General features: G+C 54.9%; 12 protein-coding genes. 5 read left to right on the top strand and 7 right to left on the bottom strand.

The window, feature by feature from the left end:
* Positions 1 to 9: 9 nt before the first annotated feature.
* From ACO6VX_RS03995 to ACO6VX_RS03985, 3 genes are all read right to left on the bottom strand, one after another.
* Positions 10 to 321, bottom strand: coding sequence for a DUF1496 domain-containing protein (locus ACO6VX_RS03995; RefSeq protein ID WP_422457731.1), 312 nt, complete (start codon positions 319 to 321; stop codon positions 10 to 12).
* Positions 318 to 2,234 carry a DNA topoisomerase III gene (locus ACO6VX_RS03990; protein WP_422457729.1) on the bottom strand — a complete coding sequence of 639 codons (1,917 nt, stop codon included), beginning with the start codon at positions 2,232 to 2,234 and terminating at the stop codon, positions 318 to 320. Before ACO6VX_RS03990 ends, ACO6VX_RS03995 begins: the two co-directional genes overlap by 4 nt.
* Positions 2,235 to 2,431: 197 nt before the next feature.
* Positions 2,432 to 2,983: an NAD(P)H nitroreductase gene (locus ACO6VX_RS03985; RefSeq protein WP_031592757.1), complete on the bottom strand. Its 552-nt coding sequence runs from the start codon at positions 2,981 to 2,983 to the stop codon at positions 2,432 to 2,434.
* A 173-nt stretch (positions 2,984 to 3,156) separates the two neighbouring features.
* Between ACO6VX_RS03985 and sppA the strand changes: the two genes are divergently transcribed.
* From sppA to pncA, 3 genes are all read left to right on the top strand, one after another.
* Positions 3,157 to 5,019 carry a signal peptide peptidase SppA gene (gene sppA / locus ACO6VX_RS03980; RefSeq protein WP_422457727.1) on the top strand — a complete coding sequence of 621 codons (1,863 nt, stop codon included), beginning with the start codon at positions 3,157 to 3,159 and terminating at the stop codon, positions 5,017 to 5,019.
* 85 nt (positions 5,020 to 5,104) lie between these two features.
* Complete coding sequence (gene ansA / locus ACO6VX_RS03975; RefSeq protein WP_010260629.1) at positions 5,105 to 6,118, top strand: asparaginase; 1,014 nt, start codon at positions 5,105 to 5,107, stop codon at positions 6,116 to 6,118.
* Positions 6,119 to 6,134: 16 nt separating this feature from the next.
* Positions 6,135 to 6,743, top strand: coding sequence for a bifunctional nicotinamidase/pyrazinamidase (gene pncA, locus ACO6VX_RS03970; RefSeq protein ID WP_010670268.1), 609 nt, complete (start codon positions 6,135 to 6,137; stop codon positions 6,741 to 6,743).
* 29 nt (positions 6,744 to 6,772) lie between these two features.
* Here the strand turns inward: pncA and ACO6VX_RS03965 are convergent, their stop codons facing one another.
* Positions 6,773 to 7,054, bottom strand: coding sequence for a YeaC family protein (locus ACO6VX_RS03965; protein WP_003852750.1), 282 nt, complete (start codon positions 7,052 to 7,054; stop codon positions 6,773 to 6,775).
* 5 nt (positions 7,055 to 7,059) lie between these two features.
* Entirely contained in the window at positions 7,060 to 7,470 is a 411-nt protein-coding gene (msrB, locus tag ACO6VX_RS03960; protein WP_010670269.1) for a peptide-methionine (R)-S-oxide reductase MsrB, read from the bottom strand.
* A 341-nt stretch (positions 7,471 to 7,811) separates the two neighbouring features.
* Here msrB and gapA point away from each other — a divergent pair, with 341 nt between their 5' ends.
* Both gapA and ACO6VX_RS03950 read left to right on the top strand, forming a co-directional pair.
* Complete coding sequence (gene gapA / locus ACO6VX_RS03955) at positions 7,812 to 8,810, top strand: glyceraldehyde-3-phosphate dehydrogenase (protein WP_003852747.1); 999 nt, start codon at positions 7,812 to 7,814, stop codon at positions 8,808 to 8,810.
* 74 nt (positions 8,811 to 8,884) lie between these two features.
* On the top strand, positions 8,885 to 9,784 hold the full coding sequence (locus ACO6VX_RS03950) for a D-hexose-6-phosphate mutarotase (RefSeq protein ID WP_422457724.1): 900 nt from the start codon (positions 8,885 to 8,887) through the stop codon (positions 9,782 to 9,784).
* Here ACO6VX_RS03950 and ACO6VX_RS03945 read toward each other — a convergent pair.
* Positions 9,781 to 10,632, bottom strand: a complete 852-nt coding sequence (locus ACO6VX_RS03945) for an aldo/keto reductase (RefSeq protein ID WP_045140300.1) — start codon at positions 10,630 to 10,632, stop codon at positions 9,781 to 9,783. The genes ACO6VX_RS03950 and ACO6VX_RS03945 overlap by 4 nt on opposite strands.
* A 72-nt stretch (positions 10,633 to 10,704) precedes the next feature.
* Complete coding sequence (locus ACO6VX_RS03940) at positions 10,705 to 11,454, bottom strand: MipA/OmpV family protein (RefSeq protein ID WP_022625559.1); 750 nt, start codon at positions 11,452 to 11,454, stop codon at positions 10,705 to 10,707.
* Positions 11,455 to 11,756 lie beyond the last annotated feature (302 nt).

Genomic DNA, 11,756 nt, shown 5'->3' with positions numbered 1-11,756 from the left:
ACGCGACGGCTATTTCACTATTTTCCAGATCAGATTATTGGTGCCGATGGAGTGTTCATCACGGATACATTGCAGCAACACCCCCTCTGATTTCACCACCGCGCCTTCCGTGTAGTTACGGTTCTCAAAGATACAGCAGCGGAGACAGTCTGGCTGACGTCTCTCTGCCTGTGTCCATGCTTCGGGTGGCATATCCACCACGACATCGGTGTTGCCACCGTTGCTGCCCTGTTGTGGCATCGACTGATAACGACTGTTGGCCTGCGCCACGCTGGTCGCCAGCGACAGGGCCACGAGCAGTAATACTGAATAACGCCTCATTCCGTCTCCTTCACTTTACGCCTGCTTTTGCGCACCGGACGTTTCTGTCCGGTGGACGGTAATCCCCGAAATGCATGCGCCGCAGGCTGCTGTCGCGCCTGCTGGATCAGACCGGTTAAGGTCTGCACCAGCGGCTGCATGAACTCATCATAGCGGCAGGCCTTTTCGCTGATACGCGTCAGTGTCGATTCCCACTGCGCCGTCATATCCGGGCGTGCTGCCAGATGGGGCAGGGAGTGAATCAGGGCGCGTCCGGCATCCGTAGAATTGATATAGCGGCCCTTCTTCACCAGGAAGCCACGACGAAACAGTAATTCGATAATGCCGGCGCGTGTGGCTTCCGTTCCTAAACCATCGGTCGCACGCAGTACTTTCTTTAATTCTTTATCCTGAACGAAACGGGCAATGCCGGTCATCGCAGAAAGAATAGTGGCATCGGTAAACGGGCGTGGCGGCTGGGTTTGCTTCGCCAGCACCTCTCCGCGCTCACACAGCAGCTCATCCCCTTTCGCTACCACCGGCAACGGCATGCCGTCGTTCTCTTCATCACGCTCTTTGTTGCCCAGCAGCGCGCGCCAGCCCGCCTCCGCCAGGAAGCGCGCTTTCGCCACGAATTTTCCGCCGGCAATATCGAGATCGATAACACATTTGCGGAATACCGCATCCGGGCAGAACTGCATCAGATACTGGCGCGCTACCAGTTCATAGATATGCTGCTCGTTTTCACTGAGCTTCACCGCGCTGGCACGGGCCGTTGGAATAATCGCATGGTGGGCATCCACTTTTTTATCATCCCAGCAGCGATTTCTGCGATCGGCATCGAAATCTGCCGGTGGGGTCAGCTGTGACTGATGCGCCTGTATCGCCTTTAACACCGCATGACGACCGGCAAAATGCTCTTCAGGCAGATAGCGGCTGTCCGAACGGGGATAGGTAATGAGTTTGTGGGTTTCGTAAAGCCGCTGGCAGGTATCCAGCACCGTCTGCGCACTCAGCCCGTAACGTTTAGCGGCCTCAATCTGCAGGCTGGATAAGGAAAAGGGCAGCGGCGCCACCTCATTTTCGCGCTTATCGCTGTAGGCAGTGACGATCGCCGGCTGGCCCGTGATACGCGTCACCACATGCTCCGCCAGCGCGCGTTTGAGCAGGCGGCCCTCTTCATCCTGCCATGGTTCACAGGCCTCACTGGGGATCCAGCTGGCGATAAATCGGGCGCCGTCAGGCGTGAGGATGTGCGCTTTCACTTCGAAGTAATCTTTCGGCACGAAGTTCTCGATCTCTTCATCGCGCCGGACCACAAGCCCAAGCACCGGCGTCTGCACCCGGCCCACCGACAGTACGCCATCATAGCCTGCATTGCGTCCCAGCAGCGTCCAGGCGCGGGTCATGTTAATGCCATAGAGCCAGTCCGCCCGGGCGCGGGCCAGCGCCGAGACGCACAACGGAATAAACTCGCGATTTTCACGCAGGCGGTTTACTGCCCGATCCACCGCCTGAGGATTGAGATCGTTAATCAGACAGCGCTGCACCTTGCTGCGTTTTTCAGCCGGCAGGTTCAGGTAGTCGAGCACCTCATCCACCAGCAACTGCCCTTCCCGATCCGGGTCACCGGCGTGCACCACTTCATTCGCCTGCGCCAGCAAGCCCTCAACCACTTTCAGTTGCTTAGCGACCGAGGGACGCGGTTTTAGCTGCCATTTTTCCGGAATGATGGGTAAATCCGCCAGCGACCAGCGCGCATAACGGCTGTCATAACTGTCGGGTTGCGCCTGCTCCAGAAGATGGCCTACACACCAGGTGACGATCTGATCGTTGCCGCAGGCAATGAATCCATCACCACGTCGATGCGGTTTCGGCAGCACATCTGCGATAGCACGCCCCAGGCTCGGTTTTTCCGCAATAAACAAACGCATTGAATCAGGTAATCCTTAACATCAGGGGGAACGCAGTGATAACCGGTTGTCCGCTGTCGGTTTGAATACTGGGGCTATGTTAGCCTGGCAGGCCCGCTGGCGTAAGTGTGATGCGCGGCGTTAGCGATCGTTCGCACAGGAACCGTGCAAAAAGCAGGGCTGAAATGCACCCTGCCGGAACCGGACAAGCATTGTAGTCAGAAGTAACGGACGAAAGGCGCCGTGTCAGGTGGGAGCACCGTAGTGCTGGATTTCAGTTGCGGGGTGCCCAGATAGAGAAAGCCGACGATGGCATCCTGTTCGCGGCAGCCAAACCCCTGGCGTACCTGCTCGTCATCGGTCCAGGGACCACTGCGCCAGATACCGTTGTAACCCTGAGCGACGGCCGCCATCTGCATGGCCATCACTGCACAGCTTGCCGAGGCGATCTGCTCCCAGCGCGGCACTTTGTGGTGCTCTTCACAATGTGCCACCACCGTAATGATCATCGGTGCCCGAAACGGTGACTGGCTCGCTTTGTTAATCGCCTTTTCATCCAGCTGTTTATCGCGTGCTGCCTGCTCCAGCAGCTGGCTCAGCCGGTCGCGACCCTCATTTTCCACAATGATAAAGCGCCAGGGTTGCAGCGTGCCGTGATCCGGGGCGCGCATGCCAGCCCGCAGGATATTTTCCAGTGCGTCACCCGCAGGTGCCGGCTCAGTCAGGCGTGAGGCCGAACGTCGGTTGACCAGTAACTCCAGTGCGTCCATGTTTCTCTCCCGATCTCTGTAATGTTGCAGTTATCCTGGCACAGGCAGATTTTTTGTAACAGTGCGCAGTGATTTCCTGCTGACTTTTAACACGCCGCTCTTTAGGATGAGCTCGTCGGGGAAGTCTGGTCCGCGCGGCGGCCACTTCCTGCTACATATTTATGGAGAGTCTGATGCGCACATTGTGGCGAATAATTGCAGGTCTGTTCCGCTGGAGCTGGCGGGTACTGAATTTTATCAGGGAATTTATTCTGAATATTTTCCTGATTTTGTTGATTGTGGTGGGTGTAGGGATCTGGCTGCAGGTCAGCGGGTCGGGCGGCAGTTCAGCGCCGATTCAGCAAGGCGCACTGAAAGTGGATCTCAGCGGCGTGCTGGTGGATAAACCGTCGGTAAGCAATCGTCTGAGCAAAATTGGCCGCCAGCTGCTGGGTGCCAGCAGTGACCGTTTACAGGAAAATTCGCTGTTTGATGTGGTCGACGCTATTCGTCAGGCAAAAGATGACAGCAACATTAAAGGCATGGTGCTCGATTTACGCGAATTTGCCGGTGGCGATCAGCCTTCACTGCAATATGTGGGTAAAGCGCTGCGCGAATTCCGCGACAGCGGCAAGCCGATTTATGCACTCGGCGACAGCTACAGCCAGGCGCAGTATTACCTTGCCAGCTACGCCACCAAAATCTATCTGTCACCACAGGGCACCGTAGATCTGCATGGTTTCGCCACCAACGGACTCTATTACAAAACCTTGCTGGAGAAGCTGAAAGTCACCTCACATGTCTTCCGTGTCGGGACCTACAAATCTGCGGTTGAGCCCTTCCTGCGTGACGACATGTCCCCTGCCGCACGGGATGCAGACAGCCGCTGGGTCGGTCAGCTGTGGCAGAACTACCTGAACACCGTGGCAGCGAACCGCCAGATTACGCCGGAGCAACTCTTCCCCGGTGCTACTGCGATTATTGCCGGATTAAACGCCGTGAAAGGCGATACCGCGCAATATGCGCTGGATAACAAGCTGGTCGATGCCCTGGGTTCACGTGCGGCAGCCGATCAGGAGCTGGTAAAAACCTTTGGTCTGGATAAGCAGAGCAACGATTACCGTAGCGTCAGCATCTATGACTACAGCGTGAAAACCACCTCCACGCAGCAGGATGGCAATATCGCGGTAGTCATGGCCAGTGGTGCCATCATGGATGGTGAAGAGACGCCGGGCAACGTCGGTGGCGACACGACGGCGGCGCAGATCCGCGATGCGCGTCTCGATCCGAAAATCAAAGCGATTATTCTGCGGGTGAATAGCCCGGGTGGCAGCGTCACCGCCTCGGAAGCGATTCGTGAAGAGCTGGCGGCAGCGCAGGCGGCCGGTAAGCCGATTGTGGTCTCGATGGGAGGCATGGCGGCGTCCGGCGGTTACTGGATCTCAACGCCTGCCAGCTACATTGTGGCGAACCCCAGCACGCTGACTGGCTCGATTGGCATCTTCGGCGTGATCAATACGCTGGAGAACAGCCTGGACAGTATTGGCGTGCACACCGACGGTGTTGCGACCTCACCGCTGGCGGATATCTCAACCACCAAAGCGCTGCCAACAGAAGTGCAGCAGCTGATGCAGCTGACTATCGAAAATGGCTACCGCAACTTTGTCGGACTGGTGGCGAAGTCACGTCATAAAACGCCAGAGCAGATTGATGCCATTGCACAGGGCCACGTCTGGACCGGCAGCGATGCGAAAGCCAATGGTCTGGTTGATGCACTGGGTGACTTCGATGATGCCGTGAAGAAGGCGGGCGAGCTGGCGAAAGTCAGTAATCCGCAGCTGAGCTGGTATCAGGATGACCCGAGCTTCCTGGATATGATGCTGAGCCAGATGAACGCGTCGGTGCAGGCTGTCCTGCCTGATACGCTGAAAGCCTGGCTGCCAGCACCGATGCTGGATGTGATGAGTGCTATGAAAGCCCAGCCTGGTCTGTTCGACAAGCAGAACGATCCTCAGAACCGTTATGCATTCTGCCTGAACTGCGGCGAAGTGCGATAAACCTCGCAGCCCGGCCGCTGGTCGGGCTGCTTTTCCCCGCTATTCCCCTTATACTGCGCGTTTTATGGCGAGTCTGAGTTCTCTAATGCAAAAGAAAAACATCTACGTAGCCTACACCGGCGGGACGATCGGTATGCAGCGTTCGGCGCAGGGTTATATTCCGGTCTCCGGACACCTGCAGCAACAGCTGGCTAACATGCCGGAGTTCCACCGCCCTGAGATGCCTGATTTCACTATTCATGAGTATCAGCCGCTGATCGACTCTTCCGACATGACCCCGCAGGACTGGCAGTCAATCGCAGAAGATATCCGTCAGAACTACGATCGCTATGATGGTTTTGTGATCCTGCATGGCACCGACACCATGGCATTTACCGCCTCAGCACTCTCCTTTATGCTGGAAAATCTGGCCAAGCCGGTTATCGTCACGGGCTCGCAGATTCCGTTAGCGGAATTACGTTCAGATGGTCAGCAGAATCTCTTAAATTCGCTCTATGTGGCGGCCAACTATCCGATCAGCGAAGTGTCGCTGTTTTTCAATAACACGCTCTATCGCGGTAACCGGACCACCAAGGCACATGCAGACGGCTTCAACGCCTTTGCTTCGCCCAACCTCTCTGCGCTGCTGGAAGCGGGCATTCATATTCGTCGCCTCAATACACCGCCAGCCCCAGCCGGTCAGGGCGAACTGAAGGTTCACACCATTACGCCTCAGCCCATTGGCGTGGTCACCATCTATCCCGGCATTTCAGCCGACGTTGTACGTAACTTTCTGCGTCAGCCAGTCAAAGCATTGATCCTGCGCTCCTATGGTGTGGGTAATGCACCGCAGAACAAGGAATTTCTGGCAGAATTGCAGCAGGCCAGCGAGCGTGGCATCGTGGTGGTAAACCTCACCCAGTGTATTTCCGGCAAAGTGAATATGGGCGGATACGCTACCGGCAATGCGCTGGAACATGCTGGTGTCATCAGCGGATTTGACCTCACCGTGGAAGCGGCGCTGACAAAGCTACACTTTTTACTCAGCCAGGATCTTTCGGCCGATCAAATCCGAGCCAGAATGCAGCAGAATTTGCGCGGCGAACTGACTGAAGACTGAAACGGAGCGATATGTAATGAAGCGGGCACTCATCATTATTGATATTCAGAACGATTTTTGCCCCGGCGGCCCGATGGCAGTCCATGAGGGCGACCATACGGTCGAGGTGGCGAATCGTTATGCGCGACTGTTCCGTGAAAACGGTGAATGCGTACTGGCGCTGCAGGACTGGCATCCGGCCAATCACGGCAGTTTTGCCTCGGTTTCCGGCGAGCCGGTTTACACGCTGGGCGAGCTAAATGGTCTGGCCCAGATCTGGTGGCCCGATCACGGCATTCAGGGCTCGACTGGCGCTGATTTTCATCCGGGTCTCGATCGCTCACTGTTCGATGCGACGTTCCATAAGGGCCAGGATCAGGATGTCGACAGCTATAGCGCCTTTTTTGACAATGGCCATCGCCGTAAAACCGAGCTGGACAGCTGGCTGCGTGAGCGTGGGATCACCCATCTGGTGATGCTGGGGCTGGCGACGGATTACTGCGTCAAATATAGCGTGCTGGATGCGCTGGAGCTGGGTTATCACGTTGAGGTGGTTAAAGAGGGCTGCCGGGGCGTCAATCTGAATCCCGAGGACAGCGAAATTGCCTTTGCCCAGATGACCGCTCAGGGCGCGATTCTGATTTAAAATGGAGCTGGCATGACGCCAGCTTTTTTTTAATGCAGATGGATGCGGGTCACGTCAGGGTCAATTCCAAACTCTTCTTTGAGCTCTTTTTTCGACTTCATCACCATTTCGCCACCTTTGCCGATGGTCATGTGCTGCGGCGCGTCGTTGTGCCGCGCCTGCCACATCATGACCAGCTGCAGGCAATTGTCGCGCTGCTCCTGGGTCAGTGCCACGCCATCCGGCCATTTACCAATCTCAACCGCCGTGGCAAGACGCTGATAGACTTCAGGCGTCATCGATGCAAGCATTGCTTCAAGCTGTTCCTTCATCGCCATTACCCTTTGGTCTGTTCGCCTTGCTCGTCGGTAAAATTCAGCGAGGCGGAGTTAACACAATAGCGTTCGCCAGTCGGCTGCGGGCCGTCAGGGAAGACATGTCCCAGGTGCGCATCGCAGCTGCCACAGCGGATCTCAATACGCTGCATGCCGTGTGAATCATCTTCAATATAGCGAATCGCATCATCACTGACCGGCTGATAGAAACTGGGCCAGCCACAGCCAGAGTCATACTTCGTCTCAGAGAGAAAAAGTGGCGCCTCACAGATCAGACAGTGGTAGATCCCTTCCTGCTTGTTGTGCAGCAGTGCGCCGCTGTAAGGCGGTTCCGTTCCGCGTTGCTGAGTGACGTAGCGTTGCATTTCAGTCAACTGTGCAATTTTTGCTTCGGGTGCGGTGTCTTTAGCCATTTTAGGATTCCGGGCAGTGCCATTCTGAAAAATTCGACTATTATTCTAACAAATGATCAACATAACCCGGGTCTTTTTTTGTGCTCACCCTTTCAGCCTGCTCTCTGCTAAGCGGATTTGTGACATCGATCACCTTTTATCCGGAGCATCCCTATATATTCGGCGATTGATTCAACGAAGCGCGATATCATTGGCGGCGCGCAAGCGGTTGCGCATCGAATAATTCCTCTCAGGCGAATTGATTTGTCGCAACAATTGACACGATTCCGCTTGACGCCTGGTAAGGTTTTTGTAATTTTACAGGCAACCTTTTATTCACTAACCAATAGCTGGTGGAATATATGACTATCAAAGTAGGTATCAACGGTTTCGGCCGTATCGGTCGCATCGTTTTCCGTGCTGCTCAAAAGCGTTCTGACATCGAAATCGTTGCTATCAACGACCTGCTGGACGCGGATTACATGGCGTACATGCTGAAGTATGACTCTACTCACGGTCGTTTCGACGGCACAGTAGAAGTTCAGGATGGCGCACTGGTGGTTAACGGTAAAAAAATCCGTGTTACCGCTGAACGTGATCCGGCCAACCTGAAGTGGGATGAAGTGGGCGTTGACGTTGTTGCTGAAGCAACCGGTATCTTCCTGACCGACGAAACCGCGCGTAAACACATCACCGCAGGTGCTAAGAAAGTCGTTCTGACCGGTCCATCTAAAGATGACACTCCAATGTTTGTTCGTGGTGCAAACTTCGACAAATATGATGGCCAGGATATCGTGTCTAACGCATCCTGTACCACTAACTGCCTGGCACCGCTGGCAAAAGTGATCAACGACAAGTTTGGCATCGTTGAAGGTCTGATGACGACCGTTCACGCCACCACTGCTACCCAGAAAACCGTTGATGGCCCGTCTCATAAAGACTGGCGCGGCGGCCGCGGCGCATCGCAGAACATCATTCCTTCATCAACTGGCGCAGCTAAAGCCGTTGGTAAAGTTCTGCCAGAGCTGAACGGCAAACTGACCGGTATGGCATTCCGCGTACCAACCCCTAACGTTTCCGTTGTTGACCTGACCGTGCGTCTGGAAAAAGCGGCTTCTTACAAAGAAATCTGTGCTGCAATTAAAGCGGCTGCAGAAGGTGAGATGAAAGACGTTCTGGGCTACGTTGAAGATGACGTGGTTTCTACCGACTTCAACGGCGAAATCCTGACTTCAGTGTTTGACGCTAAAGCCGGTATCGCGCTGAACGACAACTTTGTGAAACTGGTTTCCTGGTACGACAACGAAACTGGCTACTCAAACAAAGTTCTCGACCTGATTGCACTGGTTTCTGCTAAATAAGGCAGCCAGACATCATTGAGAATAAGGGCGACTTCGGTCGCCCTTTTTTTGATCCGCACAGGAAGGAATCGAACATGCAAGATAAACTGTTTTCTCTGCCGGTGGTCACGCAGATCTCCCCTTACCTCACCCAGCGCCAGATAGGTGAACTCCCCGCCATTGTTGTGAGTCACCCTAAAGTGCGGGCAGCCATTACGCTTCAGGGCGCGCACCTGATCGCCTGGCAACCCAGCGGCGAAAAGCCGGTACTCTGGCTGAGTGATAAGAGTCTCTTTGCACCGGGTAAGGCGATTCGTGGCGGCGTTCCGATCTGCTGGCCGTGGTTTGGCCCGGCGGGCGAACCGGCACACGGCTTTGCGCGGGTTCAGCCGTGGAAGCTGACAGCGCATGATGAAAATGAAGAGGGCGTCATGCTGACGCTGGTGCTGGAGAGCAATGCCCAGACGCTGAAGCTCTGGCCGCATGAATTCACCCTGATTGCCCGCTTCCGGCTGGGCCAGCATTGTGAGATTGAGCTGGAAGCCTATGGAGACTTTGAAGCGACGGCGGCTCTGCACAGCTACTTCACCGTCAGCGACATCAACGGTGTGGAAGTCTCGGGGCTGGGCAACAGCTATATCGATAAAGTGAATAACGGCGAGATGGCCAGTAGTGACGGCAAACAGCGTTATCCTGGACGTATCGACCGTATCTTTACCGCAGCAGAAGATTGCTCAGTAATTAATGATAGTGTGGGCAAGCGGCAGATCGAGGTGTACCACCACCATCATAGTGACGTTGTCACGTGGAATCCTGGCGTTGAACTCTCCTGCAGCATGATGGATATGGCGAATGAGGGCTATAAGACCATGGTCTGTGTGGAGACGGCGCGTATCAGCAAACCGTTACGCAGCGCGGGAGAAAAACCGGCACGACTGGCCACGACGTTCCGCCTCAAAAAGAAAGCCGCAGCCAGCGACAACGTTAACGGCTAAACAATATCCAGCGGCAACTTATGCTGTGGCGCTGGCCAGGCGCGATCGATGAGCTGCAAATCCTCATCGGTCAGTTCCACCTCCAGCGCCGCCGCATTTTCCTGAACGTGGGCCACGGAACTGGCTTTAGGAATGGCAATCACCCCTGGCTGACGAATCACCCAGGCCAGCAGTAATTGCGCCACGCTGATGCCCTTCTGCTGTGCAATCTGAGTCAGCTGCGGATCGGTAAAGAGTGAGTCACGTAGCCGTCCGGCCTGGGCCAGCGGACAGTAGGCCATGACCGGTACGCCACGCTGCTGACATGCCGGCAGCAGATCAAATTCAATGCCGCGTGAAGCCAGATGATAGAGCACCTGATTGGTCGCGCAGGCCTCGCCCTTCTCTTCATCCCACAGTTCGGCCATATCATCGGTGTCAAAATTCGATACGCCCCAGTGACGAATTTTGCCCTGCTGCTGCAGGCGTTCCATGGCGCGCAGTGTCTCTTCCAGCGGAATATTGCCGCGCCAGTGCAAAAGATAGAGATCGAGATAATCGGTTTGCAGACGTTGCAGGCTGCGCTCACAGGCTGCAATGGCATCCACTTCGCCCGCATTCCACGGATAAACTTTGGAGACCAGCAGCGCCCGGTCGCGACGGCCCAGCAGTGCCTGCCCGACCACCTCTTCGGCTCCGCCATCTGCATACATTTCGGCGGTATCAATAAGCTGTAATCCGCACTCAAGACCCGCCTGCAATGCAGCGACTTCATCAGCACGCTGCGCCGGGTTTTCACCCATATACCAGGTGCCCTGACCGATCACCGGCAGATCGCCAAAACCGGCAAAGTTAATCGTGTTACGCATTCTGCTCTCCCGCCCCATTCTGAGGCCCTGTAAAAGAACAGAGGGCAATAAATGCCCTCTTTTGGTGCATTATCAGAAGGTATAGCTGACACCCGTCCAGATTAACGCCTGCCCGCTTTTATCAATCATCGGGCTGTCTTTGATTTCGCTGTCGAAACGGATATAACGCCCCATAACGCTGGCATTCCACTGCGGCGCAATCTGATAGCTGGCGCTCAGTTCCACATAAGGTGACCAGCTGTCATCCGGGTTGTAACGGCTGATGCCGGTACGGGCGCTTTCATGCCCGGATACCCCATAGTAATAACGGTTTTGATTGGCGCTGTTCCATGTGGCCCCGATGCCCGGCGTCAGGCTGAAGTCACCCATCTGGAAGCGATAGAGGTATGTCAGGTCCCAGATCATCCCATTGCTGTTATTGAGCACATCCCCCAGCAATGAGGTACGGACAATCCCCCAGTCAGCGGTGTGACGATAGGTTGCGCCACCCATCAGCGTCATGCGGCGTTTATCCAGCCCTTTCATGTCGCCCAGGTCGTTGTCGCTGGGTTTGTACTCCTGCGGTGAACCCAGCAGCGTCAGTGACAGCTGGTTCTGAGGATCTTTCCACAGGTAGTAGCCGCCCTGCAGGCTGCGGAACCAGAAGTCTTCACCCTCATAATTGATAACCGGAAGCGGGATATACCGGTCCTGGCCGCCGCGATATGGTGATTCGGCATAGATGACCGATGCGCCAATAGAAAGCGGTGCGGCATTCGCGTGCGTGGCCAGTAAATAACAGGGCAGAAGTGCAACAAGCGTCTTAAATTTGAATTGGTTCACAATTTATTCATTCCATAAATATAACAATCAAACAGGAAGTCTAACGTTTTTTCACGGCTGGATTAACTTATATCGAAATCCTTTAAGTGACTGATCGATGAAAGTGGCATTAAAGGTTAAAAACACGTTAAGTTAAAGCATCACCTATAAGAACGCATCTCACAACAGACCCGCTGTACAGTTGATCTTCCCCTCATTAACCCAAACCCGTGGAGGAAATTTCCTAGAAGCCATCTACAGTTAGAAGTAACAGCAGACATTTTGTACGAGCAGAGTAACCATAAAAGTTGTGTATCCCGATA

Source organism: Pantoea sp. BJFS-204, from assembly GCF_049310725.1.
Lineage (GTDB): Bacteria > Pseudomonadota > Gammaproteobacteria > Enterobacterales > Enterobacteriaceae > Pantoea > Pantoea agglomerans.
Note: the sequence above shows the minus strand (reverse complement) of the source record. Positions and strands in the feature narration are given on the sequence as shown.